General features: G+C 45.1%; 23 protein-coding genes, 1 tRNA gene and 1 riboswitch. Of the genes, 11 read left to right on the top strand and 13 right to left on the bottom strand.

What is annotated here, in order from left to right; translation table 11 throughout:
• Window positions 1-28: 28 nt before the first annotated feature.
• The gene (gene recQ / locus AACW75_RS17380; protein WP_017075877.1) at window positions 29-1,867 is read right to left on the bottom strand and encodes an ATP-dependent DNA helicase RecQ; all 1,839 of its coding nucleotides are present in this window, start codon (window positions 1,865-1,867) and stop codon (window positions 29-31) included.
• 179 nt (window positions 1,868-2,046) lie between these two features.
• Between recQ and rarD the strand changes: the two genes are divergently transcribed.
• The 5 genes from rarD (at window position 2,047) to tpx (ending at window position 7,749) form a co-directional block, all read left to right on the top strand.
• Window positions 2,047-2,955: an EamA family transporter RarD gene (rarD, locus tag AACW75_RS17375; RefSeq protein WP_017075878.1), complete on the top strand. Its 909-nt coding sequence runs from the start codon at window positions 2,047-2,049 to the stop codon at window positions 2,953-2,955.
• A gap of 86 nt (window positions 2,956-3,041) precedes the next feature.
• A complete protein-coding gene (locus tag AACW75_RS17370; protein ID WP_145572296.1) occupies window positions 3,042-3,836 on the top strand; it encodes a helix-turn-helix transcriptional regulator in 795 nt (264 codons plus the stop codon).
• Window positions 3,837-3,935: 99 nt separating this feature from the next.
• On the top strand, window positions 3,936-4,598 hold the full coding sequence (locus AACW75_RS17365; RefSeq protein ID WP_145572295.1) for a LysE family translocator: 663 nt from the start codon (window positions 3,936-3,938) through the stop codon (window positions 4,596-4,598).
• 91 nt (window positions 4,599-4,689) lie between these two features.
• Window positions 4,690-6,447 carry a gamma-glutamyltransferase gene (gene ggt / locus AACW75_RS17360; protein WP_145566129.1) on the top strand — a complete coding sequence of 586 codons (1,758 nt, stop codon included), beginning with the start codon at window positions 4,690-4,692 and terminating at the stop codon, window positions 6,445-6,447.
• An 804-nt stretch (window positions 6,448-7,251) separates the two neighbouring features.
• Window positions 7,252-7,749, top strand: a complete 498-nt coding sequence (gene tpx, locus AACW75_RS17355) for a thiol peroxidase (protein ID WP_145572294.1) — start codon at window positions 7,252-7,254, stop codon at window positions 7,747-7,749.
• 135 nt (window positions 7,750-7,884) lie between these two features.
• Here tpx and uvrD read toward each other — a convergent pair whose 3' ends face one another.
• Window positions 7,885-10,059, bottom strand: a complete 2,175-nt coding sequence (gene uvrD / locus AACW75_RS17350; protein ID WP_145572293.1) for a DNA helicase II — start codon at window positions 10,057-10,059, stop codon at window positions 7,885-7,887.
• Between the two features lie 263 nt (window positions 10,060-10,322).
• Between uvrD and AACW75_RS17345 the strand changes: the two genes are divergently transcribed.
• The 4 genes from AACW75_RS17345 to AACW75_RS17330 all read left to right on the top strand — a co-directional run bounded on the left by AACW75_RS17345 (window position 10,323) and on the right by AACW75_RS17330 (window position 12,732).
• On the top strand, window positions 10,323-10,583 hold the full coding sequence (locus AACW75_RS17345; RefSeq protein WP_016783738.1) for a BufA1 family periplasmic bufferin-type metallophore: 261 nt from the start codon (window positions 10,323-10,325) through the stop codon (window positions 10,581-10,583).
• Between the two features lie 64 nt (window positions 10,584-10,647).
• Window positions 10,648-11,508 (top strand): MNIO family bufferin maturase, encoded by an 861-nt coding sequence (gene bufB / locus AACW75_RS17340; protein ID WP_145572292.1) that lies wholly within the window; start codon window positions 10,648-10,650, stop codon window positions 11,506-11,508.
• On the top strand, window positions 11,505-12,272 hold the full coding sequence (locus AACW75_RS17335; protein WP_145572291.1) for an HvfC/BufC N-terminal domain-containing protein: 768 nt from the start codon (window positions 11,505-11,507) through the stop codon (window positions 12,270-12,272). Before bufB ends, AACW75_RS17335 begins: the two co-directional genes overlap by 4 nt.
• Before the next feature lies 1 nt (window position 12,273).
• On the top strand, window positions 12,274-12,732 hold the full coding sequence (locus AACW75_RS17330) for a DoxX family protein (RefSeq protein ID WP_145572290.1): 459 nt from the start codon (window positions 12,274-12,276) through the stop codon (window positions 12,730-12,732).
• An 85-nt stretch (window positions 12,733-12,817) separates the two neighbouring features.
• Here the strand turns inward: AACW75_RS17330 and tsrA are convergent, their stop codons facing one another.
• The gene (gene tsrA / locus AACW75_RS17325; protein ID WP_017075887.1) at window positions 12,818-13,099 is read right to left on the bottom strand and encodes an H-NS-like global regulator TsrA; all 282 of its coding nucleotides are present in this window, start codon (window positions 13,097-13,099) and stop codon (window positions 12,818-12,820) included.
• 102 nt (window positions 13,100-13,201) lie between these two features.
• Window positions 13,202-14,401, bottom strand: a complete 1,200-nt coding sequence (locus AACW75_RS17320; RefSeq protein ID WP_222425054.1) for a multidrug effflux MFS transporter — start codon at window positions 14,399-14,401, stop codon at window positions 13,202-13,204.
• A gap of 101 nt (window positions 14,402-14,502) precedes the next feature.
• Here AACW75_RS17320 and AACW75_RS17315 point away from each other — a divergent pair, with 101 nt between their 5' ends.
• Window positions 14,503-15,444 carry a LysR family transcriptional regulator gene (locus AACW75_RS17315; RefSeq protein ID WP_012605070.1) on the top strand — a complete coding sequence of 314 codons (942 nt, stop codon included), beginning with the start codon at window positions 14,503-14,505 and terminating at the stop codon, window positions 15,442-15,444.
• Window positions 15,445-15,566: 122 nt separating this feature from the next.
• Window positions 15,567-17,357, top strand: coding sequence for an aminopeptidase P family protein (locus AACW75_RS17310; RefSeq protein ID WP_145572288.1), 1,791 nt, complete (start codon window positions 15,567-15,569; stop codon window positions 17,355-17,357).
• 136 nt (window positions 17,358-17,493) lie between these two features.
• Here the strand turns inward: AACW75_RS17310 and thiH are convergent, their stop codons facing one another.
• The 9 genes from thiH to AACW75_RS17265 all read right to left on the bottom strand — a co-directional run bounded on the left by thiH (window position 17,494) and on the right by AACW75_RS17265 (window position 26,169).
• Window positions 17,494-18,621 carry a 2-iminoacetate synthase ThiH gene (thiH, locus tag AACW75_RS17305; RefSeq protein WP_145572287.1) on the bottom strand — a complete coding sequence of 376 codons (1,128 nt, stop codon included), beginning with the start codon at window positions 18,619-18,621 and terminating at the stop codon, window positions 17,494-17,496.
• Between the two features lie 7 nt (window positions 18,622-18,628).
• On the bottom strand, window positions 18,629-19,393 hold the full coding sequence (locus AACW75_RS17300; RefSeq protein ID WP_017069601.1) for a thiazole synthase: 765 nt from the start codon (window positions 19,391-19,393) through the stop codon (window positions 18,629-18,631).
• Between the two features lie 2 nt (window positions 19,394-19,395).
• Window positions 19,396-19,605, bottom strand: coding sequence for a sulfur carrier protein ThiS (gene thiS / locus AACW75_RS17295; protein WP_017085664.1), 210 nt, complete (start codon window positions 19,603-19,605; stop codon window positions 19,396-19,398).
• Complete coding sequence (locus tag AACW75_RS17290; protein WP_145572286.1) at window positions 19,602-20,384, bottom strand: HesA/MoeB/ThiF family protein; 783 nt, start codon at window positions 20,382-20,384, stop codon at window positions 19,602-19,604. The genes thiS and AACW75_RS17290 overlap by 4 nt, the downstream gene beginning before the upstream one ends.
• The gene (locus AACW75_RS17285; RefSeq protein WP_237297884.1) at window positions 20,374-21,666 is read right to left on the bottom strand and encodes a thiamine phosphate synthase; all 1,293 of its coding nucleotides are present in this window, start codon (window positions 21,664-21,666) and stop codon (window positions 20,374-20,376) included. The genes AACW75_RS17290 and AACW75_RS17285 overlap by 11 nt, the downstream gene beginning before the upstream one ends.
• A complete protein-coding gene (gene thiC / locus AACW75_RS17280) occupies window positions 21,666-23,615 on the bottom strand; it encodes a phosphomethylpyrimidine synthase ThiC (protein ID WP_145572284.1) in 1,950 nt (649 codons plus the stop codon). Before thiC ends, AACW75_RS17285 begins: the two co-directional genes overlap by 1 nt.
• A gap of 130 nt (window positions 23,616-23,745) precedes the next feature.
• Window positions 23,746-23,844, bottom strand: a riboswitch (TPP riboswitch).
• Between the two features lie 62 nt (window positions 23,845-23,906).
• On the bottom strand, window positions 23,907-24,290 hold the full coding sequence (gene crcB / locus AACW75_RS17275; protein WP_004736665.1) for a fluoride efflux transporter CrcB: 384 nt from the start codon (window positions 24,288-24,290) through the stop codon (window positions 23,907-23,909).
• A gap of 100 nt (window positions 24,291-24,390) precedes the next feature.
• Window positions 24,391-25,773, bottom strand: a complete 1,383-nt coding sequence (locus tag AACW75_RS17270; RefSeq protein ID WP_145572283.1) for a multicopper oxidase family protein — start codon at window positions 25,771-25,773, stop codon at window positions 24,391-24,393.
• A 319-nt stretch (window positions 25,774-26,092) separates the two neighbouring features.
• Window positions 26,093-26,169 (bottom strand) — tRNA-Trp (locus tag AACW75_RS17265).
• Window positions 26,170-26,215 lie beyond the last annotated feature (46 nt).

The following is a 26,215-nucleotide window of genomic DNA, read 5'->3' as shown; positions in this document are numbered from 1 at the left end:
AAGCTAGCCGCTTCTACAAACTCATCGATTAACCGTGTGTAGTGATGTGTTCTTGAATCAAATCTAAGAATGGATCAGCGTATTTATCGAGTTTGCGTTGACCAACACCATTCACTGCCAGCATCTCACCGTAGGATGTTGGCAAGATTTCAGCCATATCAATTAGAGTTGCATCACTGAATACCACGTATGGCGGTAAACTGTCTTCATCAGCAATCGACTTACGTAACTTACGCAGTTTTGCAAATAGCTTCTTGTCGTAGTTCTTACTGCTCAGCTTATCTGATTTAGCATTACGCACCGCGGTATCTAAACGAGGTACAGCAAGCTCCAAAGGCATTTCACCACGCAGCAGCGGGCGAGCCTCTTCTGTCAGCTGTAAAGTCGAGTTACGAGTAATATTTTGGAACAGTAAGCCTTTGTGAATCAACTGACGGAAGATGCTGATCCAATAATCATGGCTATGGTCACGACCAATACCGTAAGTAGATAACTTGTCGTGACCATTATCACGAACACGAATGTTCTGCATACCACGCATCACTTCTACCACGTAGCCCATACCAAATGATTGATTAACACGATAAACACAAGATAACGCCTTTTGCGCTTCTTGGGTTGCATCAAAGTGTTTTGGTGGATCCAGGCAGATATCGCAGTTACCACATTGCTTCTCGCGATATTCACCAAAGTAGTTGAGCAACACCTGACGACGACAGGTTTGCGCTTCAGCAAAGGCACTCATCGCATTCAACTTGTGCATCTCAACTTGTTTTTGCGGGCCTTCTTCTTTTTCATCAAGCATTCGGCGCAGCCACCCCATATCAGCAGGGTCAAACAGCATCATTGCTTCCGCGGGTAAGCCATCACGACCTGCCCGGCCTGTTTCTTGATAATAAGATTCGATATTACGTGGAATATCAAAGTGCACCACAAAGCGTACATTGGGTTTATTGATGCCCATACCAAAGGCCACGGTCGCGACAACAATCTGAATATCATCACGCTGGAAAGCATCTTGAACGTAAGCGCGTTCATCAGTGTCCATGCCTGCGTGATAACCCGCAGCACGAATACCGTTGTTACACAGCTTCTCGGTAACCATTTCCACTTTCTTTCGGCTACCACAATAGATGATGCCGCAATTGCCTTTCTGTGTTTCTAGGTAACGAACCACCTGTGACACCGGCTTGTGTTTCTCAACCAGGTTGTAGCGAATATTCGGGCGATCAAAGCTACCCAAGTAAGTATGCGGCTCCACCAGCTGCAAACGCGAAATAATATCTTTACGCGTCGCATCGTCGGCAGTTGCCGTCAGCGCCATATAAGGCACATGCGGGAAATACTGTTTAAGTTGGCCTAATGATGCGTATTCAGGGCGGAAATCGTGCCCCCATTGAGAAATACAGTGCGCTTCATCGACTGCAATCATTGAAAGAGGTAGACCTTGTAGGCGCTCGATAAAGTCACGCATCAACACTCGCTCAGGAGAGGCATAGATCATTTTAAGCTGCCCTGAGTTCATACGATTAAATACGCTCAACAACTGCTCTCTTGGCATCGACGAGTTTATACACTCAGCAGCAACACCATTGGCTTTCAGCTGATCAACTTGGTCTTTCATCAACGAGATAAGTGGCGAGATAACCAAAGTTAGCCCTTCGCGAACCAACGCTGGGATTTGGTAACACAAAGATTTACCGCCGCCGGTTGGCATAATAACCAAGCTATCTTTACCTTCAACGGCAAGATCGATGACCTCTTGCTGACCATCACGAAAGTCTTGATAGCCAAACACATCTTGTAAGATGTTTTGCGCATCATTCGCGGGAGTCGGTATTTGCTCAGCAATCAGAGTGGCGGTCATTGTGGTTCCTAATCGAGGTATAAAATCAGCCAGCATCATTCGCAAGCAAGGCGCACATTGTAGAGGGGAACGCTGGCGAATTAAACCGCAAATTGTTAGGTGAAAAGGGTTAACGCTCCTATACTGACCAACTCTCTTATAAATCTTATTAATAAGCACTCAGTGCCAGAGAAAGTTGTATGACCCCTGAAGAACAACAACGTACGCGCCAAGGAGTTTTACTTGCAGTTGGTGCCTACACAATGTGGGGTATCGCCCCTATATATTTCAAATCCTTAAGTGACGTCTCCCCGCTAGAGATCCTTAGCCACCGTGTAGTCTGGTCCTTTTTTCTACTCGCTTTCTTACTACACATTGGCCGCAGCTGGCGCAAAGTTCGTGACACCTTAACCTCAAAACCAAAAATGCTTTATTTGGTAGTGACTTCGATCTTGGTGGGTGCCAACTGGTTAATCTTTATCTGGGCAGTGAATTCCAACCATATGCTCGATGCCAGTTTGGGGTATTACATCAACCCGTTGATTAACGTATTACTTGGGATGTTCTTCCTTGGCGAACGTTTGCGTAAATTACAATGGTTCGCGGTGACTCTTGCTGCCATCGGCGTATTAGTACAGTTAATCGCGTTTGGCTCAGTACCGATCGTCGCGATTGCCCTAGCCTTCAGTTTCGGTTTCTATGGCCTACTGCGTAAAAAAGTCAGCTTAGAGGCACAAACGGGCTTATTTATTGAGACCTTAGTGATGCTTCCTATTGCTGCTACCTACTTATTATTTATTGCAGACAGTCCGACCTCGGATTTCTCAATGAATCCTATGCAGCTCAACTTATTATTAGTTGCTGCAGGCGTTATTACTACCATTCCATTGCTGTGCTTTACGGGTGCAGCAACACGTTTAAAACTATCGACACTCGGTTTCTTCCAATACATAGGCCCGAGCTTGATGTTCTTGTTGGCCGTTCTGATTTACGGCGAAACCTTTACCTCAGATAAAGCGATCACATTTGCTTTTATTTGGGGAGCACTGGTTATATTTAGCTTTGATGGATTGCGTAACAACAGAAAGAATAAACGAGCTAAGCAGTAACACTGATCGTTTTTTACAAGACAATTACGCATGACGAAGATAAGCTTGGTTAAATTGATGACTATTTGACCAAGCTTTTTTGTATCATGGATAAAGTCCACTATTACTCTACACCCACAGAAGATATCAGCCTTATCCAAGCTCAATACCAAGAGTTTGCTTTTCAGCGCCACTATCATTTGGACTTTCACATTGGCTTGATCACTCAAGGCCAACAAAAGTTTGTCTATCAAGGAACAAGTCATCATGTCGGTGCTGGCCAAGTCGTTATCATGCCACCAGACGAGCTTCATGATGGTCACTCCAAACTCGATTCGGGTTATCAAGTCAGTGTATTTGCCGTTTCTCCCCAATGGTTTCAAGATCTTGCCGATCCCAAGAAAAATGGTCACACATTAGGCTTTTCGGAGTTGATCCTCTCCGATCAAGCGGCTTTTTCACAACTGTGTAACCTGCATGGCCTGTTAATCAGTCAAAACATCAGCCAGCTCGCTCAAGATTGCTTACCTTTCGAAGGATTCTCGACGATTGTCGATCGTTATGCGAAATTTGGATCCAAAAGCCAAATTAAACTCGGCACCCAATCGATTCATACTTTGAAAGAATACTTAATGGCTAACCTTGACCAGCCCGTTCGCTTAGAACAACTCTCTGAGCTCTGCGGCTTAACCACGACTCAATTCCAACGCCACTTTAAAAACAGAATGGGTATTACGCCTTATGCATGGCTGAGCCGTTTACGTATGGAACAGAGCATGCGTCTGATTAAGTCAGGGATATGTGGTACCAAGGTCGCGCACCAAGTAGGCTTCTATGATCAAGCCCACTTCTCTAAAGCCTTCAAAACCACATTCGGTGTCCCACCGTCACAAATCAACTAAGTGTTGATAATTTACAATTGCTCGATTTCAAATCACGGTAAGCTACGCTCAATACGATTACTTATTTAAAAATAGCGGCAACGTTATTGAGAACTGACGATGAACGAAGTCACCATACTGATCACCCTAGCCTCTATCCACTTCATCGCTTTGATGAGCCCCGGCCCTGACTTTGCGTTAGTCGTGCAAAATGCGACTCGTCACGGCAGACAAACGGGCTTATACATTGCTTTAGGGCTATCTTGCGGGATCTTGCTGCACTCATTGCTGAGCCTGACGGGGATAAGTTATCTCGTTCACCAGCAACCGACCCTATTTGCGATCATTCAACTGGCAGGTGGCAGCTATTTATTGTACTTAGGCTACGGTGCATTGAAGGCGACCTGGCACATCATTCAACATCACGATGATGACATTGATATAGTCAATTCAAAGGATCTCATTCTAACCAATAAGCGTGAGGCATTTTCTAAAGGGTTTGCGACTAATATTCTCAACCCAAAGGCGTTAGTGTTCTTTATTAGTTTGATGTCGAGCCTAGTACCTGCTGACATGTCTCTTTCTGGTAAAGGCTTTGCTCTGCTGATCTTATTTGGCCTATCGTTGTTTTGGTTTTCGCTATTAGCTTGGATGCTTTCCACCAAAACTCTGCAGAAAAAATTGCATGAAGCGACTGTCTATATCGATGGCTTATGCGGTGCAGTATTTACCATTATTGGCGTCAGCATTCTTTGGCAATCGGCATCCTCGTTGCTGATCTAAATTAGAATCAAGATTACAATTCGTTAACAATACACTGGCTAAATGTTATTTCCACTGTCAATCTAGCTCTGCATATTAAAAGGAGAAGATCATGCAGTGGAAAACAAAACTAACAACCCTCGCTACTTCTACCCTACTTTTTGCCTCCCATGTCAGTTGGGCAAATCAAGCTGCCGATGCCGTCGCACCGGAACAAAGTAGTGGTTTAGAAACCAAACAACTCGTCAAAGCTAATGATTGGATGGTCACTGCGGCTAACCCGTTAGCGACACAAGCCGGTGCTGACGTGCTCGCTCGAGGTGGTAACGCCGTTGATGCTATGGTTGCCGTACAGCTTATGCTTGGCTTAGTTGAGCCTCAGTCATCAGGTATTGGTGGTGGCGCGTTCCTTGTTTATTTTGATGCTAAAGACAAGCAACTCAAAACCTACGATGGTCGTGAAACTGCACCACTTGATGCCACACCGCGTCTATTCCAAGATGAGAACGGGCAACCGCTTAAATTCTATGATGCTGTAGTTGGTGGTCGCTCAGTTGGCACGCCCGGCACGGTTCAATTGTTGTGGGATACTCACCAAAAATACGGCAAGCTAGAATGGGCCTCACTCATCAAGCCTATCGCTCAACTGGCTGAAAAAGGGTTTACCGTCAGTCCACGTTTAGCAACCTTGATCGAAAACGATCAAGAACGTCTAAGTCGTTTTGCGACAACCAAAGCCTACTTCTTTAATACCGATGGCAGCCCAAAATCAGCAGGTACCCTACTTAAAAATCCAGACTATGCAGCAACGTTAGAAGCTATCTCAAAAAATGGTGCTAAGGCCTTCTACCAGGGAGAGATATCTGCCGACATCATCAGCACCGTACAAACTGCAAAAGGTAACCCCGGCGTACTGGCGCAAAAAGACTTCGACGCGTATTCAATCAAGCAGCGCGAGCCGATTTGTTCTGCTTATGAAAGCTACCAAGTATGTGGAATGGGGCCACCGAGCTCAGGAGCATTAACGGTTGGACAAATATTAACGATGACCGAGCAGTTTGACCTGAAATCATGGGGGCCAAACAGTGCAAAATCTTGGCAAGTGTTAGCAGACGCTTCTCGCTTAGCCTTTGCTGACCGTGGTATGTACATGGCCGATCAAGATTACGTACCGATGCCAACCCAAGGGTTAGTGAATACTGACTATTTGCAGGAACGCGCTCAATTAATTACCGCAGGTAAGGCATTAGAAAGCGCACCATCGGGCACACCACCGTGGGATCACGCAATGCAAAGAAGCCAAGATGTTTCTATTGAATTGCCGTCCACCAGCCACTTCAATATTGTCGATAGCGATGGCAATGTCGTGTCGATGACCACCACCATTGAGAATGCCTTTGGCTCACGCTTGATGGTAAGAGGCTTCCTGCTCAATAACGAACTGACCGACTTCTCATTCAAGACCCACAACGATGGTAAGCCTATCGCCAACCGACTTGAACCGGGTAAGCGTCCACGTTCTTCAATGGCACCCACCATCATCATGCAAGACGATAAACCTTACATGGCGATTGGTTCTCCGGGCGGCAGCCGTATCATCGGTTATGTGGCGCAAGCGATCATTGCTCATACCCAATGGGACATGGATATTCAGCAAGCTATCAATCAACCACACTTCCTTAACCGTTTCGGCACTCTAGATTTGGAAAAAGGAACATCAGCGGAAAACTTCAAACCAGAACTAGAAAAGATGGGATTTGAGGTCAACGTTCGCGATCTTAACTCTGGTTTACACGCGATTCGCATCACAAAAGATGGCCTTGAAGGGGCTGCAGACCCTCGTCGTGAAGGTGCAGCTATTGGCCAATAAGAAATAACCCTCCCTTTTTACTCGCTACCTTGTGCGAGATCTCTCACAAGGCAGTGAGTAATATCGCTATTTAACTGAGAAAATAAGCACACTACAAATATAACCCTTTGAAATAAAACAAAACGTATATTTATCATTCAAATAGTTATATAGAAATTCGCTTATGCACCATTGCTGATAAGTAAGGAATCGGTAATATAAACGGTGTCGGAAGGATGCTGACACGGAACAGGAAACGCCAAGGATTTGGTTATCTTCAGGATGAAGATTCGATTACTCAGGATGAATAATCGGCATGGATAGCGAAATGGACATTGAATGGACGCAATAGTAACTAGGATGGTTACTACTAAGGAAAGACAATGGACACCTCTGGACGAGGAAAGGACTGAACATCAGGATGATGTAAAGGACACCGCTCAAGGAACAAGTGACGCGCGCTAACGAGGATTGTTGGCAGATCAGGATAAGATCAAGGACACTGCTAGGATGGCGACGAAAGGAATACGCTGAAGGATAACAGCACACTATCATGGATTTGATGCATGGAGCACACTTAGTAGCCGGATTGCTGCGAGTAAGACTACAGACCCCGATGAGCGCAAGCTCTCGGGGTTTTTCTTTATCTATACCTTAATCCATTACTTTCCCATTGACCTTTCTACTTCGTCTGCCAACCGAAAACTCAATACGTTTAATAATAATTCTGATATTAAAGCATTCACTTCTTAACCACTTCAGAGTAACGTAAGTCGAACTAGGCTCAACTAGTTTCATAACCATAATTAAACTAAGGACAAATTCATGTCACACGTTACCTTCAAAGGCGCTGCTGTACCTCTAACGGGCACATTCCCACAAGTAGGTGAAAAGTCACCAAGCTTTGCACTGACTGCAGGCGATCTTTCTGAACTGACTCTTGCTTCTCTTGAAGGCAAGAAAGTGGTTCTAAATATCTTCCCAAGCATCGATACAGCAACTTGTGCAACGAGCGTACGTACGTTCAACGCAAAAGCAGCAGAGCTTGAAAATACGGTTGTGGTTTGTATTTCTGCTGACCTACCGTTTGCTGCTGGTCGCTTCTGCGAACTAGAAGGCATTGAAGGCGTTCAACACGCTTCGACTTTCCGTTCTCCTGCGTTCGCATCAGACTACGGCGTGGCGATTGCTGAAGGCCCATTATCTGGCCTAACAACACGTGCAGTTGTCGTTGTTGATGAGAAAGGTGTGGTAACGCACAGCGAGTTGGTTGCAGAGATCACTGAAGAACCAAACTACGAAGCGGCACTTGCAGCACTGTAAGTCTCACGCTTAGGCAGAAATGCTTTAAGCTCGTATTAACCTAATTTAGGTCGGTACAGAGCAATAAAAAGAGCAGCCAGTGGCTGCTCTTTTTGTTTTTAATAATGAACGATTTTTAGATGTCGAAGTAACAGATTAAAGCTGTTCTAAACGAGCGTAAGCCGTGACTAACCACTTGATGCCTTCACCGTTAAACGCGACTTGAACTCGACTCTGTGGGCCACTTCCCTCAAAGTTGATGATGGTACCTTCACCAAACTTAGGATGCTTCACGCGAGAGCCTAAGCTAAAACCTGTTTCGTTAAAGTTCTCTTTCACGGCGGTTTGGCTAAAACGGCCACTGCTTGCAGGACGGCTCACTTGCGCTTTCATACGAACTTCATCCAGACATGTCTCTGGTAACTCGCGAATAAAGCGCGATGGTTTGTGGTACTTGTCCTGACCGTACAAACGACGCATCTCTGCATAAGTGATGTAAAGCTTCTCCATCGCACGAGTCATGCCTACATAACACAGGCGACGTTCTTCTTCTAAGCGCCCCGCTTCTTCGGCAGACATTTGGCTTGGGAACATGCCTTCTTCGACACCCACCATGAATACCATTGGGAACTCTAGGCCTTTGGCGCTATGCAGGGTCATTAACTGAACCGCATCATCAAACTCATCAGCCTGACCTTCACCCGCTTCTAAAGCCGCATGAGTTAAGAATGCCGTTAGCATGCTCATTTCATCTGCTTCTTCTGGTTTTTCAAACTGACGCGTTGCCGTTACCAATTCTTCCAAGTTCTCAATACGAGCCTTCGACTTCTCGCCTTTCTCTTGCTCGTACATCGCAAACAAGCCCGACGATTTGATCACGTGGTCGGTTTGCTCATGAAGCCTCAGTTCTGTGGTGTCATCTTCAAGTGCATTGATAAGCTCGATAAAGCGGCTCAAAGCACCCGCAGCACGGCCTGGTAACACTTGCTCTTCTATCAGAGCAACACTGGCTTCCCACATGGTTGCACCACGATCACGCGCTGCAAGACGAATCGTTTCTAACGTTTTATCACCCAAGCCACGAGTCGGCGTATTGACGACACGTTCGAATGCCGCATCATTGCTGCGGTTACTCATTAAGCGCAGGTAGCTCAAAGCATCTCTGATTTCCTGACGTTCGAAGAATCGCATGCCACCGTAGATTCGGTAAGGCAGGCCACCTTGAATCAAAGCTTCTTCAAGAACACGAGATTGGGCGTTATTACGATATAGCATTGCCGTATCTTCTAGTGCCCCGCCTTTCTCCTGCCACTCTTTGATTTTGCTTACCGTGAAACGCGCTTCATCTAGCTCATTGTAAGCCGAGTACACAGAGATTGGCTCACCATCGTTGCCATCGGTCCACAGCTCTTTACCCATACGCTCGGTGTTGTTCGAAATAAGCTCGTTCGACGCCTGCAAAATGGTTTTGGTTGAACGATAGTTTTGTTCGAGTCGAACCGTTGAAGCTCCTGGGAATTCATCCAAGAACTTTTGAATATTTTCGATTTTCGCGCCGCGCCAACCATAGATAGATTGGTCATCATCACCCACGATCATCACCCGACAATCCGGACCTGCCATCATACGTAGCCAAGCGTATTGAATGTTGTTGGTATCTTGGAACTCGTCGACAAGGATATGCTTGAAGCGAGCTTGGTAGTGCTCTCGGATGTGTTTCTTATCGCGCAGTAATTCATGCGATCGCAACAAGATTTCAGCAAAGTCGACCAAGCCAGCACGATCACATGCCTCTTGGTAAGCAGAGTAGATCTTTAACCACGTTTGAGTTATTGGATCATGGTAGGCGTCAATGTGACTTGGGCGTAGCCCTTCGTCTTTCTTACCATTGATCCACCAAGAAGCTTGCTTGGCAGGCCACTGCTTTTCATCAAGGTTTTGCGCCTTGATTAAGCGACGTAGTAAACGAATCTGATCATCTGAATCAATGATCTGGAAATCTTCTGGCAGTTTTGCATCTAGGTAGTGAGCTCGAAGAATACGGTGACAAATACCGTGGAAGGTACCGTTCCACATACCCGATGAACTTCCCATCATCAACTCTTCAATACGGCCACGCATCTCTGCTGCCGCTTTATTGGTGAAGGTTACTGACATGATAGAAAACGGCGATGCTTGCTCTACGCTTTGCAGCCAAGCAATACGATGCACCAACACTCGCGTTTTACCACTGCCAGCACCAGCCAGAATAAGTAGGTTTTCTAAAGGTGCTGCGACCGCCTCACGTTGTTTATCGTTTAGGCCATCGAGTAAAAGCGAAGGATCTATCATTGGATATGCTCACTACTGGGTATTTATACATAAAAGTTGATTATAACCTAAACACTAGGCTGCGTTTAGGATAATAAGAAGAAAAAACAGTCAAAAAATAACATCACATAATCAATAACTTAAATAACAACACATCATTAATATCGATTATTTTAATAATGCTGTGAAATTATTTCCTGGTTCTTCCTATCCTTTTTAGTAAGCAAGTTAACAATTCTATAACCTGCTATGTGTAAATCAAATTAAGTCTAGAGGGAATGACTATGAAAAATTCTAATCTTGCTGTTACAGCTGCAATCACAAGTGTACTAGCGTTCGGCGGTGCAGTTCTTACATCAGCACCTGCGGAAGCAGCAGCAAAAGAAAAATGCTACGGCGTGGCAAAAGCTGGCCAGAATGATTGTGCAACCAAAACAAGCTCATGTGCGGGTACAGCAAAAGAAGACAACCAATCCGATGCATTCGTGGTCGTTCCTAAAGGACTATGTGGCAAATTATCAGGTGGTGACACTCAATCATCATAATTGAGCTGCTAAGTATGGTGAGCTGAAATTCGGCTCACCTCCACTTCCTATTAGGAGAACCGTTGTGACTGACACTCTTCATCCCAATGCAGGGGTTGGCCTTAGAACACCTCACTTGGACTTCTTTAGCCAAAACCCTACGTTAGTGAGTTGGTTAGAGGTTCACAGCGAGAACTACTTTTTAGCTCAATCACCGCAACGCCAACAACTCAGAGAAATACGTAACGCCCACAACATAAGTTGTCACGGTGTTGGATTGTCTCTAGGCTCAGTTGATCGCATCAACCCCAATCACTTGCTGCAGTTGAAAGAACTCATCGATGACATCGAACCGTTCTTGGTTTCTGACCACCTAAGCTGGAGCCAAACTGGCGGTCATTACTTCAATGACTTATTACCGCTGCCTTATACCGAAGAGGCGTTAGAAGTCTTTTGCCGTAACGTGTTAGAGGTTCAAGATAGCCTACAACGCCCTATGCTAATTGAGAACCCATCCAGTTATCTCGCCTTCAAGCATTCAACTATCCCAGAGTGGGAATTTTTGGCAGAGGTACAGAAGCGCACCGGGTGTCGACTATTACTCGATTTCAATAATATTTTTGTCTCATCTTTTAATCATGGCTTCAGCTGTGAAGAATACTTAAGTGGAATTCCTGCAGACAAAGTGGAAGAGATTCACTTGGCAGGTTTTACCAAAAAGAAACTCGAACAAGGTGAGATCTGGATAGATACACACAGCAAACCTGTCTGTGACGAAGTGTGGAAACTCTACACTGACTGGATAGCACAACATGGTTCGCGCCATACCTTAATAGAATGGGACTTAGACATTCCTGAGCCACAAATATTGTTGGCTGAAGCAACCAAAGCCAGTGATATCTTGTATCAACACGACAAGTTCAACCAAAGGAGTCGCGCATCATGAGCCACTCCCTAGCAGATGTTCAATTGGAGTTTGCTAACGCCCTACGCTACCAAAATAATGGTGAGCACTGCGACATAGTGAGCGACCATTTTACTGATGAGCAACGCATTCAGATTTACCGTAATAACTTTGTGATTAGCTTGGGCGAAGTACTGGCTGCTACGTATCCACTCACTGAAATGCTGGTTGGTGAAGAATGCTTCCAACAGATGGCTCGTCGACATGTCTTAAGTTATCCATCAACCTCTGGTGATGTCAGTGGTTACGGAGAACATTTTGAACAGACTATCCAAGCCTTACCTGCCGTTGTTGAGGCTGCCCCTTATCTCGCTGAAGTGGCTTTGTATGAATGGAAAAAAGATAGCTTAGTCAGATGTGTTTCAGAATTACATGTCGACCAACGCCCCCTTTCTTGTTTAGCTGATGTGCCACAAGAACAGCAAGGCGCTTTGGTTTTCCATCTTCAAGATTCAATAACGCTAGTCAATTCTAGCTATACGATGATCGCGCTTGAGCAAGCTATCTATAAGCAACAACTCGATGGGTTAGACATCAACCAACCTGAATTTGGGGTGTTAATCCGAGCTGAGAATTCACAAATTGAGAGTCATTGTTTGACAGAAGAATGCCATCAACTATTAACCGAATTACAATCAGGCCAAACGCTCGCGGCAATAAATCCTTCACTACTACAACACCTTAATACTGTAATGGCACTCAACGTCATCTCAGGTTTCTCACTCAATGATGAATTGGAGACATAACATGGATAACAACACAGTCACGAACGTGATGGCTCAATACGATGCGTTGGTTGAGAAATCACAGGCGCTTTTTATTCCTCTGCTACTTTTGTTTTGCCGCCTATGGGTGGCGTGGGTCTTCTTTAACTCTGGGTTAACCAAGATAGCCACATGGGATAGCACTCTTTACTTGTTTGAATTGGAATACCAGGTGCCACTGTTACCTTGGGAACTTGCTGCCTACATGGGTACTGCAGCAGAATTGATTCTGCCGGTGTTCTTAGCACTTGGCTTGTTAACCCGACCAATGGCTGCAACGTTATTCGTTTTCAATATCATGGCCGTCGTGTCATACCCTGTATTGTGGGCACAAGGGTTCTATGATCATCAACTATGGGGACTAATGATTCTCATCGTCGTGGTATGGGGAGCCGGACCAATGTCGCTTGATCGAATATTAAGAAAACAATTCGCAAGCTAGACCTATTTTACATCGCTCTTAAATTTACCTAGCCCTAAACGCAAAAAACCACTCAATCGAGTGGTTTCTTTTTATCTGGGATAAACTACTTGTTTAGAAAAGCTTGTAGTTCTTCAGCAGAGATACCTTGTTCTGCTAACTCTTTTGCTAATAGCTGAACCTGTTCACCTTTACGAGACTCAATCACACGCTGAAATTGGTAGATGATATCTCGTAAAGTATCGATTGGAACTTGTTTTGCCGCACTGCGAATACGCTCTTCACTTTGGTTTCCTAGCTCTTTAAGCAATTTACCAAACATGACCTTTTCAGGTGCATCTTCCATTTGTTCTAAGATGCGCGCCATTTCGTAGGTTGTTAATGACATTACAGTATTTCCGTTGTGGTATTAACGTTTCAATGAGTGACAAATATACCATGTTTTAACGTTTCGCAAACCGCCATTTGTATATTTTATCACCCTTGTAACTTATGCATTTGCAAACGTCGTATGCCATGACTTACCCGCCTTGCTCGCAAGCACCAACAGTGCTGGAACAATAAGGAACATTTGCAGTGCAATCATCACCTGCGATGTTAAATCAAGACGTTGCATGGTTCCAACAAGCAATCCTGAGCCACTCATTTGGAACAAACCAAGTAGTGCAGCTGCTGTACCCGCACGGTCACCAAAAGGTTCTAACGCTTTACCCGCTGCTGCACCTAGAATCCAAGCGAAACCAACTGAAGATAAGAAGATAGGCAACATAAATGCAATAGCCGTCGCTTGGTTTGCAAGTATCAACATCACCACACCCGCTAAACCAAGTGTTGAGATACCAACAACTAACGCCTTATAAGTACCAAAACGGTCCATAAATTTAGGCGCAGTGAATGCAGCAATGATGTTGATAACCGCGTTAATACCAAACCAGAAGGTAAATTCATTCATCGTCAAACCGAGGTTTTCCATCAACACAACAGGTGCAGAGGTAACGTAAGCAAGGATTACAGCCATCGCCATCAAGCACAATGTCGCATGGAAGATGAATGATGGTGTTTTCAGTACCGACCAGTAACGCTCTAGTTTGAACACCGCGACCTTTTCTGTCGCTGGATTAGACTCTTTCATTTGGAAAAACAAAATGGTGCCAACCACGACAGCGAACACAGCCATAAAGCTGAAGTTCGAGCGCCAGCCAAACTGTTGAGTCAACCAAGCCCCAAGAATCGGTGCCAATGCAGGGATAAAACAGATCGCACCATTAAGGTAACTGATCATTCGGCCGCTCTTCTGCGGGCCAAATAGATCGCGAACCGTTGCAAAGGCTGCTACAGAAGTCGCACAAGCTCCTAAGCCTTGTAACAGCCGAGCTATTAGCATCATATCAATCGACTGAGCTGCCCACGCCAAGCAAGCACTCAATGCATAGATACTAACACCTCCCAATGCAACGGTTCGACGCCCTAACTTATCAGCCAAAGGGCCTGCAAATAATTGCCCGACACCCATGGCGAATAAAAACCAAGTAATCGTATCTTGTGCTAGTGCATGTTCCACGTGAAACGCTGTCGAAATTTGTGGCAGAGCTGGTAGATAAATATCAATAGCCAAAGGGCTAAATAGAACCAGCATTGCAAGTAGTGCAACCTGCAATTTGCTAGGATTTGGAAGCGCGTTAGAAGGCACAAGATTCTCCGGATGAGTTAATTTGGATGCATAATAACGGACTAAAGATATGAACAAAAATGGCATATACTCATTAGCATTATTCCAAATAGGAAACTCACATGAATATCGAGAAACTATCACGCCTAGACCTCAATCTATTGGTTTGCTTGCAGGTGCTGATGGAAGAGCTGAGTGTCACGCGCACCGCACATCGATTATGCTTGAGCCAATCGGCTGTGAGTAAGTCGCTAGCCAAGCTTCGTGAGCAATTTAATGATCCCCTTTTTACGCGAAGTGCCCATGGCCTACGACCAACACCGAAAGCTGTTTTTCTCAAGCCTCGATTAGAAACACTGATCAATCAACTTGATGTACTTACCCAACCAGAGACATTCATTCCCAACAACAGTGACCACAGTTTTCATATTGCAGCCGTTGAGAGTGTTTACCCACTGATTCTTCCGCACTTCTTACCCGCAATATTTAGGCAAGCGCCTAAGGTCAATATCAACACCCACGCGTGGACAGAGCAAACCTTTAAGAAACTGCAGCTTGGTGAACTAGATATCGGACTCACAGGCAAAGACATCGACATCAACGATGCGCGTTTAACCATGCTGCCGCCAGACGACATCTGCGAACAAGAGATCTACCGCGATGCACAGATGTGTGTGTTAAGACGCAACCACCCTGCACTGAGTGGTAAGTGGGATCTGGAAACCTACCTTGCACAGCGTCATGTACAAGTAAGGTGTGATGGCAATGACCGTTGGCTACTAGACTACAAACTTGCCGATCTTGGCCACCAACGTGATATCGCTATTTCAGTTCCAGACTTCAATAGCGCGGCAAGCCTGTGTACCTACACCGACTTTGTGTTTACAGCACCAAGCCACTTTACTTATCTGGTCGCCAAGCAACTCGACTTAGTGGTTGTTCCTTTACCGATGGAATTCCCGCCGATGGCATACACTCTATTTTGGCACCGTGACAGAGAAAATGACCCAGCCTTAACTTGGTTGCGAGATATCATCAAAGAAAAAACTCTGCACCTTAGATAAAAATGGCGTACAGCGTTTGCAGCAAACGAACAAAAGCGCTAGCTTATTGACCTAATAAGTCCCCTCACCTGTCTATCTATGGTGAGTGTTAACAAGGACCCTAACAATAAGGATAAACACAGATGCACAATATCACTGCTGAACGCGTTGCTGCGGTTCGAGCTTGGCTTGAAACAAATAACCTAGATGCCGTTATCATTCCACACGAAGACGAATATCTAGGTGAATACGTTCCCGCTCATAACGAGCGACTTCACTGGTTAACAGGTTTCACTGGCTCTGCAGGTGCCGCTGTTATCACTCGTGAAACTGCTGCTATTTTTGTTGATGGTCGCTACACCGTTCAGGTTCGTAAGCAAGTACCAGCAGAGTTATTTGAGTATCGCCACCTTATTGAAGAACCGGCTTTAGATTGGATCGTCAATTCATTGCCACAAGGTAGTAAGGTTGCATTCGACCCACGCATGCACACCGCCGCTTGGTTGAAAGGCGCACAAGCAAAACTAGCAGAGAAAGTTGAGCTAACAACACTATCAGCAAACCCGATTGATGAGCTTTGGTCTGATCGTCCTGAGCCTGTCGTGTCTGATGTGCGCCTAATGGCAACAAGCACCGTTGGTCAATCAAGCGAGAGTAAGCGCACTGAGATTGCTGGCTTGTTGAAAGCAAAAGGTGCAGACGCCGCTATCCTTACCGAGCTTGACTCAATCTGTTGGTTGCTTAACGTTCGTGGTTTAGACGTATCTCGCCTACCTGTTGTGCTGTCTAATGCAATCATTCACGCTGATGAAAGCGTCGATTTCTTCCTAGACCCAGCACGCATCCCAGCAGGCTTTGAAGCACACGTTGGTAATGGTATTCGAGTTTCTCACCCATCAGAGCTTGAAGCGCGCCTTCAGTCTTTAGAAAACAAAAATGTGTCTGTCGATTCAGGTACAAGCAATGCTTGGTACACGCTTGTTCTACAAAACGCTGGCGCTCATATCATTGAAGCAGCAGACCCATGTCTCATGCCAAAAGCCGCTAAGAACGCAACTGAAATTACAGGTATGAAAGCGTGTCACATTCGAGATGGCGTGGCGATGGCGAAATTCCTATCTTGGATTGATGCAGAAGTCGCACAAGGTAACCTGCACAACGAAGCGGTATTGGCTGACAAAGTACAGTCGTTCCGTGAGCAAGACCCAACGCTGATGGACCTAAGTTTTGACACGATTTCAGCTGCAGGCGGAAACGCAGCTATGTGTCACTACAACCATGAGAACCAACCTGAACCAGGTCAGTTAGAACTGAATACTTTGTACCTAGTCGATTCAGGCGGCCAGTACTTAGATGGTACAACCGACATCACTCGTACTATCGCGATTGGCCAACCAAGCGATGAAATGATTCAGCAGTTCACTCTCGCACTGAAAGGTCACATCGGCATTGCACGTGCACGTTTCCCTCAAGGTACTCGTGGTTTCCAACTAGATATCCTAGCGCGTCAGCACTTATGGGCAGAAGGCTTCGACTACGACCACGGTACTGGCCACGGTGTTGGTCATTTCCTAAGTGTTCATGAAGGACCGCAAAGCATCTCTAAGAAGTTGATCGACGTGCCTCTAGTTGAAGGTATGGTGTTATCAAACGAACCGGGTTACTACCGTGCTGATGAATTTGGTATCCGCATCGAGAACCTAGAACTGGTTGTTGAGCTGCCAACTCAGGGTGACTTCTCTGTACTGACGTTTGAATCACTAACTCGTTGCCCTATCGATAAGCGCAACATCAATGTTGATTTGCTAACTCGACCTGAACTGGCATGGCTGAACGACTACCATCAGAAAGTATGGAACGACGTTAGCCCACTAGTTGAAGGTGATACGTTAGAATGGCTACGCCAATCAACGACACCATTAGCTCACGCTTAATGCTTCGCTAAGTTGTTAACTGAACCAAAACAAACTTGCTAAGTTAAATAGAAAAACGGCTACCTTTAGGTAGCCGTTTTTGTTTGTCGATAGAATCTCGTCGATGTTTCACGTGGAACATCAACCAATATGTTGATTAACCAGAATAGGCACTGTGCCAGTCTCGCCATACCGGATCGAAACCACGCTTACGAATCATCGACTCAACATCGGCAGCACTTCTCTCATCACTTATCTCAAACTGTTCGAGTTCTTCCTCACCCGAAGCATAACCACCAGGTTGGGTTTTAGAAGCCGCCGACATACTCGTGATTCCCAATGGCAACACATTATCGCGGAAGGTTGCTGACTCACGAGTAGATAGAGATAACTCGACCTCAGGGTTTAAGAGTCGATATGCGCAGATAAGCTGAACCAACTGTTTATCGTTCATGATCGACTTAGGCTGTAAGCCTCCATTACTGTCTCCACCCTCGCACGGGCGAAGACGCGGGAATGAAATTGAATAGCGAGTCTGCCAATAAGTGCGCTCTAGGTAATCTAAGTGAGCAGCAACAAAGAAGCAGTCGGTTCGCCAATCTTCCAAACCAATCAAGGCACCTATACCTATTTTATCGATCCCCGCTTTTGCCAAGCGATCGGGAGTTTCAAGACGATATTCAAAATCCATTTTATTGCCACGTAGATGATGCTCAGCGTAAGTTCTGGGTTGATAGGTCTCTTGGTAAACCATAACAGCATCTAAGCCGAGAGTTTTAAGCTCTGCGTAATCATGTTGATCAAGCGGCTGCACTTCCATTGCAAGGTAGTTAAATTGCTTTTTAATATTCGGCAACACCTGTCGAAAGTAATTCATCCCGACCTTAGTTTCATGTTCACCGGTGACCAACAAAACGCTATCGAACTTCATCTTTTTGATAGCCGCACTTTCGGCATCGATTTCATCCAAAGTAAGTGTGCGGCGCTTGATACGGTTCTCCATTGAGAAGCCACAATACGTGCACGCATTAGCGCACAGGTTAGACAGGTACAAAGGAATATAAAGCGACATTGTATTGCCAAATCGCTTACGAGTTAGCGCTAGCGATTGTTGTGCCATCTGCTCTAAGTAAGGTTCTGCCGCCGGAGAGATCAGAGCCTTAAAGTCTTCTAAGTCGCGTTTGGGTTTACTCAGAGCACGTTCAACATCCGCTGCCGTTTTACTAAAGATAGACATACCAATGTCATCCCAGTTGAGCTGTTTAAATCGATCAACAAACGTCATAGCAATACTACTCGTCTAGGAATGAAGTTAACGGGCTCGAAGCAACCGCGTGAGATACTTTTCCTGCAAGTCCGGCAAGGTAAGCCATACGTCCTGCTTCTACCGCTAACTTAAAGGCAATCGCCATATCAACAGGCTGTTGAGACGCAGCTATAGCCGTATTCACTAACACAGCGTCTGCGCCCATTTCCATTGCACGAGCAGCATGTGATGGCGCGCCAATCCCTGCATCCACAATCACAGGGACATTCGCTTGGTCGATAATGATCTCTAAGAAGTCTGCCGAAGCGATACCTTTGTTTGAACCAATTGGGGCACCTAGCGGCATAACCGCAGCACAACCCACCTCTTCCAAGCGTTTACACAATACTGGATCGGCATGGCAGTAAGGCAACACAACAAAGCCATCTTTAACCAGTTGCTCAGCAGCTTTAAGCGTCTCTATTGGGTCTGGCATCAAGTACTTTGGATCTGGATGAATTTCCAGTTTAAGCCAGTTTGTACCTAGCGCTTCACGAGCCAAATGCGCAGCAAAGACAGCATCTTTTGCATTCTTAGCGCCTGACGTATTCGGTAGTAAGTTCACGCCAGCATCAATGATGGGTTGTAAAATGTCGTCTTGCTCAGAGCGAATATCAACTCTCTTCAACGCCATGGTTGCCAGTTGCGAGCCTGAAGCTTCAATAGCACTCGCCATCAAGTGCTTATTCGCGAACTTACCCGTTCCTGTGAAGAGTCGCGATTGAAACGTTTTATCAGCAATAGTTAACATGATTAGCCTCCTGCTATAGCTTGGAAAAGAGAAATAGCGTCGCCTTCATTGACGACAGTTTGTTGCCACTGACTTCGTGGGACAACCGCATTATTGATCGCAAAGACACAACCCAGGTCAGGTAGTGACAGAGCCTGGATAATGTCCGCGAGAGACGACAAGTGCGCGACCTGTTCTGGTTGCTCGTTTATAGAGATCGTTATATGACTCATTGGATTTCTTCTTCTAAATGCTTAACTGCAGACGCACTGCACACGGGACATTCACTATCTTGAGTGACCATTAAGTTTTGCCAATTCATCGATTGGCCATCGAACAGTTTGAGCTGGTGTGTTGCTACCTGAAACTCACCACGAGTTAAGCGTTGAATAGCAGCCAAAGCTTGAAGGTTACCTATGGTGCCAACAACCGGGCCTATGATGCCGCTATCACTACAACGAGTCGTTTGTGGATGATTATTGAACGGAAACAAACAGTGATAGCACCCTTTCTGATTCTGATAATCAAAGACAATAAACTGGCCTTTCCAGCCAATTGCAGAACCGGAAATCAAAGGTGTATTGCTACCGAAGCATGCTTGGTTAACCTGGTAGCGTGACTTAAAGTTGTCAGTACAATCCAACACCAAATCAGCGAGCATCACTTCAAGTTCAAGCTGACTTTCACTCATTCGCTGATTGATGGTTCTCACTTGACTGCGACTATTGAGCTCGCTCAGTTGTTGCTTCAAAGCTTCGACTTTAGGTGAACCTAACTGACTTTCTTTGAACGCGACCTGTCGTTGCAGGTTAGATGAATCCACACAGTCATCATCAACCAACACGATCTTTCCAACACCAGAAGCTGCAAGGTAAAGAGCCGCAGCATTACCTAAGCCACCACAACCAATCACTAACACATGGCTATTTAATAGGTTTCGTTGTCCTTGTTCACCGACTTCAGGTAACGCAATTTGTCGTTGATAACGAATAAATTCAAAGTCACTCAGCATAGCTAGGCTCCTGCATAACCTCTTCTTTGAGAGCTGGAGGTTTAGACGCCATCAGTTTTTCGAAAAATTCGATCACCTTTTTAGGGTCTTCCGCTAATGTAATCGCACGTACCACCGCCAAACTCGACACCCCACAATCCCACACCTGCTCAGCTGTCGATTGGTCAATACCACCAATAGCAACCGTCGGATAACCGGTGAGTTCTTCTGTGTATGGGATAGTATCAATCAGCTGTTGATACAGAGATAAACGAACTAAACCCTGAGGCTTTGATGGCATCTGTTTAGTTGTTGTTGGGAAGATGTGGCCCAACGCAATATAGCTTGGGTTAATTTGAACAATGCGCAGTAACTCGTAATAGCCATGAGTCGATAAACCAATATTTATACCCGCAAGGCTAAGTTGTGAGAGGTTTGATTCTTCAATATCCTCTTGCCCCAAATGAACACCAAAAGCGTTATGCTTGAGTGCAAGCTGCCAGTAATCATTGATAAAAACTTGAGCGTTATGCTCTCGACCAAGCTCGATAGATCGTGCGACTTGTTGCTCTAAGTCCGCTTGCTGCGGGTTCTTAATACGTAGTTGAACAGTGTTGATTCCAAGCTTGAGTAATCTTTCGATCCAGTCAACATCATCAACTACGGGGTATAAACCGAGGCTACTCTTATTCAATTCAGAAAAAGAAAGTGATATCCCTTGGTTAGCCCAACCTACGCTTATGTCCAATCGTTGATCTTCAAGAACAGGGATAGGAAAATTTTGGTAATGTGCAGGCCATGTTCCACGTGAAACATTAGATGCTGCTCGAGCTAAAACTAGTGCGTCTTCTAGTGGGAACTCCAACGCCAACAAAGTAAGTAACCAGGCAAAATGGCCGCAATTATCTAATTCCTGATGAGCTGTAGTTGAACTCTTGATTGCACGATTAGCATCTAAGTGTGACCAGATATCCAATACAGCCGAATCATCTAAGACACCAATATAGATAGTATTCGGAGTTTGTACCAAAGCATCGCGGACGCCAGCTAGCGCCACTGAATGACTGTAATCAACAACATGGTTCAGTTCTGCTAGCTGACACACCGTCAATGAATCAACATCATGAGCGAAGCCAATCGATAACGCCTGCTGAGAGTCAACAATAGAGAAGTATTGAGTTGGGCTTACACCCAACTCAACCGCATCAGTTGCTAAGCCTTGTCGCTTAGCAACCAATAGACAGTTCTGCACCTCTCCCGTCAACTCAATATTTTGAGATGGGATGAGTATCTTCACTGCCATTATTCCTCTAATTGAGCTTCTTTTGCACCGACTGCAGGGTGGTAAAGTTCAGAGCCGGTATCACGGAACTCTTGTGATTTCTGACGCATCCCTTCCAACGGGTTATCCAACATCTTAATTTCGATAGCCTGATCAGCCGCCACTTGTTCGGTGTCTTTTGCATACTCTCGTACTTCCTGAGAGATCTTCATCGAGCAGAATTTAGGTCCACACATAGAGCAGAAGTGAGCAACCTTACCCGACTCTTGTGGCAGGGTTTCATCATGGAAAGAACGCGCGGTTTCCGGATCTAAAGCTAGATTAAATTGGTCTTCCCAACGGAATTCAAAACGCGCCTTTGATAATGCATTGTCGCGGATCTGTGCGCCCGGATGTCCTTTTGCCAAGTCTGCTGCATGTGCTGCCAGCTTGTAAGTAATCAAGCCAGTCTTCACGTCTTCTTTGTTTGGTAAGCCTAAATGTTCTTTAGGAGTGACATAACAGAGCATCGCACAGCCGTACCAACCAATCATGGCGGCACCAATACCAGAGGTAATATGGTCGTAACCAGGGGCAATATCTGTCGTCAGTGGACCTAAAGTATAGAAAGGTGCTTCGTGGCAGTGCTCTAACTGCTCGTCCATATTCTCTTTGATTAGGTGCATTGGTACATGTCCAGGGCCTTCAATGATCACCTGAACGTCATATTCCCAAGCCACTTTAGTCAACTCACCTAGAGTACGTAATTCCGAGAATTGAGCTTCATCATTGGCATCAGCAATCGAACCCGGACGCAGACCATCACCTAATGACAGAGCAACATCGTACTTCGCACAGATCTCACAGATCTCACGGAAGTGGGTATAAAGGAAGCTTTCTTGATGATGTGCAAGACACCATTTCGCGATGATAGAACCGCCGCGAGAGACAATGCCAGTCACACGCTTAGCGGTCATAGGGACGTAACGAAGCAGTAAACCTGCGTGGATAGTAAAATAATCAACACCCTGCTCTGCTTGTTCAATCAAGGTATCACGCATCACTTCCCAGTTAAGGTCTTCCGCAACGCCATTCACTTTTTCAAGCGCCTGATACATAGGAACCGTACCAATCGGCACCGGACTGTTACGCAAGATCCATTCGCGAGTCTCGTGGATATTACGGCCGGTGGAAAGGTCCATCACGGTATCGCCACCCCAGCGAGTCGACCAGACTAGCTTCTCAACTTCTTCTTCAATCGAAGAGCTTACTGAAGAGTTACCGATATTGGCGTTCACTTTCACTAAGAAGTTTCGGCCAATAATCATAGGTTCTGATTCTGGGTGGTTGATGTTTGAAGGGATAATAGCTCGACCTTCTGCAACTTCTTTGCGCACGAACTCAGGGGTAATTTCTTTCGGTAGGTTGGCACCGAAGTTATGGCCAGGGTGTTGATGATTAAGCTGCTCATCAGCAAACTTCTGACGTCCCATATTCTCACGTATTGCAATGTACTCCATCTCAGGAGTGATAATGCCTTGACGAGCATAATGCAGCTGGGTAACACATTGGTTACCTGTAGCACGACGAATTCTAGGTAGATTGCCGTAACGAAGGTCGTCTAGGGTTTCATCTTCTAAACGTTCTTTGGTGTAAACAGAGCTTACATCGTCTAACAGTTCCGTATCGCCACGCTCATCAATCCATTGCTCTCGCAACTTAGGAAGACCTTTATACAGGTCTATTTCGTGTGTAGGGTCTGTATAAACACCGGAGGTATCGTAAACTTGAATAGGTACATTAGGTTCGAATACAGGCTCTTTTTTGCTGCCACCCACAAGGCTATCAGCGAGTGATATTTCTCGAACAGGGACTTGAATGTCCGTTCGAGATCCTTGGATGTAAGCTTTTTTTGAATTTGGATAAGGTTGTACGGATAAAGAATCAATGAAATTCTTCGCTTCCAGTCTTGCTTGTTTACGACTCGACATAGCATTTTTCCTTGGCTTTTAGCCATTACTTATAGGGATAAAAATGCTTGACGGATTTGATGCTACAAGAGGGATCACAACAAGAAAATACAGTTGTGATCTGGAGATAGATCTCTAGAAGGATTCTAGTTAGATATCTACTCTTGTTCCCTTCGCAGGTATTAGCCTGATCAGGTTCAACGGATCCCGAGTTAACGGTCTCAGCCATATGGCACTCCGACAAGTTCGATCGAGTATATAAAAACGGCTTGGATAAACCAAGCCGAGTTGTTAACAAAACGTAAGAAAGTTTTAAGACTTTATCAAAAGTTGGAAGCCGATCCATGCTGCTGAGATGCTGAGAACCACGTTGAGTAGCACATTGAGTCCCATCTTAAAGAAAGCACCCTGCTGCATAAGAAGCACGTTATCCATCGAAAATGTAGAAAATGTAGTCAGTGCTCCTAGGAAACCAAGACCGATAATCTGCCTCCATGGTTCTGTCGCAACCATCTCATTCTCAAACGCTGCGATGAGTAAACCCATAATTAAAGAGCCAATTACGTTAACTGTCAGCGTACCGTAAGGGAAGCCACGTCCTAGCATCACCACACATAACTCTGAAATCAAATAACGCGAACAAGCACCAAATGCGCCACCAATGGCAATAAAACCTAAAATAGATAACTGACCCATGAATCCTCCCAAACAATAGTCCCTATATTCTAGCTTTACCGCCGATAAAAGCGAGGGTAGAAACTAAGAATGCATGCGCAAATATTAAACGTTACAGGTGTCACTTAACTTCAATATATCCCATCAATCCCGTTTTCATGTGTTCAATAACATGACAGTGGTACATCCAACGCCCTGGGTTGTCTGCAACAAATGCAGCTTTAGCTCGGCCATTTTTTCCAAGTAGCACTGTATCTGTATGGAAAGGTTCTTCAATTTTTTTACCATCAAGTTCCAATACAGTGAATGTATGACCATGAATATGAATCGGGTGATGATATTGAGTGACGTTCTTAAGATCGAATATGTAAGTCTTACCTAGTTCTAAAGTTGCCAACGGTTTAGGAATATTATCTTTACTCATTCCTTCCCATGCTCTTTTATTAGTAAGCCAAAACTTAGGCATGGACTTCCCATCTTTAGACACTGGTGATACCGCGCCTTCCCACTCGAATACAAAATCGATCTCTTCAGCATTAGCAATATCTAGGTTAGGTACTGGATTCAATGGCAATAATGGCAACACCCGCTCTTGAGTAAATGTTGAGTCTACGACTTCAAATTCACACAAAGGAAATGGGAAACGCCCCTTCATTTGGAGAACGTTAACTCGCTCCCCTGCTTTAGGAGCGATCAATCCGATATCAACACGCATACCCGGACCAATTTTATGTTGAGTCAGTTTATAAGGCGTTTTTACAGGATTACCATCGATGGCTATAACCCATGCTTCAGCCCCTTCGACAACAATAGGGTAAGTGATCGTATTATCGACATTAGCAATACGCAGTCTAGTCGCTGCATACTGCTTCAACTGATATACGGGTTCATGGACTCCATTAACACTACTCCACTCCCCAGGAGTGCCCATACGAGCACTGAGTCGTGGGATCATTAAATCTTTCCATTGACCCTGTTTGTCGATGTGCCAATGCTTAAGCATCAATGCGTGTTCTTCATCGAACCGTACTGGATTACTCTCTTCTACGATAATAAGACCAACTAAGCCCATACCAAGCTGCTTCACGCTATTCATGTGTGGGTGATACCAAAACGTACCGGCATCTGGCGGCGTAAATTCATAAATGAATGTTTCGCCAGGCATAATAGGAGGTTGGCTCAAGAAAGGAACGCCATCCATTTCGATTGGAATTCTTAGGCCATGCCAATGAATGGTAGTAGGTTCTGATAGCTTATTGGTAAAACGAATTATTACCTTCTCACCTTGTCGACATTGAATCGTTGGAGCAGGAATCTGTCCATTGAAACCCAAAATATTGGTATTAAACCCCTTCACTAACTCTGCTGTTGAGGGCTCAGCAGTTAAGTCATAAACATACTTTCCTTGCTCATCAGCAGACCGCTTCATTGAACAAGCGGGGAGTACTGTTAGTGCAGATATAGCGAGAGATGATTGAATAAACTTACGACGGGAAATATCCATATTTGTTGCCTTTTAGTAATAACGGCCAAAATGTAACAAAATATTGAGAATAATTCTCATAAAGAAGTGTGGATTGTGTTGTTAATTGCTTCTAAAAGAGACTGAGATAAGTAAGCACTTACATTCCTAAGACAATATTCTATTCAAGGTAGGTAATTATCGATTAAAAATCGAACAAATATAAATCAAAAAGACTCTAGGATTTCTGCTTCGATGGGGATCAATATAGTCGACCTGGCTGACACTCCGGTCCTCAACGTCACTTTGAAAAAGTGACAGATACAAAAAAGCTCCAGCATTTCTGCTGGAGCTTTAAATATGGCAGGGGTGGAGAGATTCGAACTCCCAACACGCGGATTTGGAATCCGCTGCTCTGCCAATTGGAGCTACACCCCTAAAACTTTATCTTGCTTCAGATTCGAAAAAACCTCGCACTAGGCGA

The organism is Vibrio sp. L3-7 (genome assembly GCF_963898195.1).
In the GTDB taxonomy this organism is placed as follows: domain Bacteria; phylum Pseudomonadota; class Gammaproteobacteria; order Enterobacterales; family Vibrionaceae; genus Vibrio; species Vibrio echinoideorum.
The sequence above is the reverse complement of the archived record's forward strand: the minus strand, read 5'-3'. Positions and strand labels throughout refer to the sequence as shown.

Excerpts from the sequence above, each read along its gene's own strand:
- thiC (WP_145572284.1), bottom strand. The coding sequence starts at position 23,615 with ATGTCGAGTCGTAAACAAGCAAGACTGGAAGCGAAGAATTTCATTGAT.
- AACW75_RS17270 (WP_145572283.1), bottom strand. The coding sequence starts at position 25,773 with ATGGATATTTCCCGTCGTAAGTTTATTCAATCATCTCTCGCTATATCT.
- AACW75_RS17310 (WP_145572288.1), top strand. The coding sequence starts at position 15,567 with ATGCACAATATCACTGCTGAACGCGTTGCTGCGGTTCGAGCTTGGCTT.
- recQ (WP_017075877.1), bottom strand. The coding sequence starts at position 1,867 with ATGACCGCCACTCTGATTGCTGAGCAAATACCGACTCCCGCGAATGAT.
- AACW75_RS17330 (WP_145572290.1), top strand. The coding sequence starts at position 12,274 with ATGGATAACAACACAGTCACGAACGTGATGGCTCAATACGATGCGTTG.
- thiH (WP_145572287.1), bottom strand. The coding sequence starts at position 18,621 with ATGACGTTTGTTGATCGATTTAAACAGCTCAACTGGGATGACATTGGT.
- AACW75_RS17345 (WP_016783738.1), top strand. The coding sequence starts at position 10,323 with ATGAAAAATTCTAATCTTGCTGTTACAGCTGCAATCACAAGTGTACTA.
- crcB (WP_004736665.1), bottom strand. The coding sequence starts at position 24,290 with ATGGGTCAGTTATCTATTTTAGGTTTTATTGCCATTGGTGGCGCATTT.
- AACW75_RS17315 (WP_012605070.1), top strand. The coding sequence starts at position 14,503 with ATGAATATCGAGAAACTATCACGCCTAGACCTCAATCTATTGGTTTGC.
- tsrA (WP_017075887.1), bottom strand. The coding sequence starts at position 13,099 with ATGTCATTAACAACCTACGAAATGGCGCGCATCTTAGAACAAATGGAA.
- thiS (WP_017085664.1), bottom strand. The coding sequence starts at position 19,605 with ATGAGTCATATAACGATCTCTATAAACGAGCAACCAGAACAGGTCGCG.
- AACW75_RS17335 (WP_145572291.1), top strand. The coding sequence starts at position 11,505 with ATGAGCCACTCCCTAGCAGATGTTCAATTGGAGTTTGCTAACGCCCTA.
- AACW75_RS17370 (WP_145572296.1), top strand. The coding sequence starts at position 3,042 with ATGGATAAAGTCCACTATTACTCTACACCCACAGAAGATATCAGCCTT.
- rarD (WP_017075878.1), top strand. The coding sequence starts at position 2,047 with ATGACCCCTGAAGAACAACAACGTACGCGCCAAGGAGTTTTACTTGCA.
- AACW75_RS17300 (WP_017069601.1), bottom strand. The coding sequence starts at position 19,393 with ATGTTAACTATTGCTGATAAAACGTTTCAATCGCGACTCTTCACAGGA.
- tpx (WP_145572294.1), top strand. The coding sequence starts at position 7,252 with ATGTCACACGTTACCTTCAAAGGCGCTGCTGTACCTCTAACGGGCACA.
- ggt (WP_145566129.1), top strand. The coding sequence starts at position 4,690 with ATGCAGTGGAAAACAAAACTAACAACCCTCGCTACTTCTACCCTACTT.
- uvrD (WP_145572293.1), bottom strand. The coding sequence starts at position 10,059 with ATGATAGATCCTTCGCTTTTACTCGATGGCCTAAACGATAAACAACGT.
- AACW75_RS17285 (WP_237297884.1), bottom strand. The coding sequence starts at position 21,666 with ATGGCAGTGAAGATACTCATCCCATCTCAAAATATTGAGTTGACGGGA.
- AACW75_RS17290 (WP_145572286.1), bottom strand. The coding sequence starts at position 20,384 with ATGCTGAGTGACTTTGAATTTATTCGTTATCAACGACAAATTGCGTTA.
- AACW75_RS17365 (WP_145572295.1), top strand. The coding sequence starts at position 3,936 with ATGAACGAAGTCACCATACTGATCACCCTAGCCTCTATCCACTTCATC.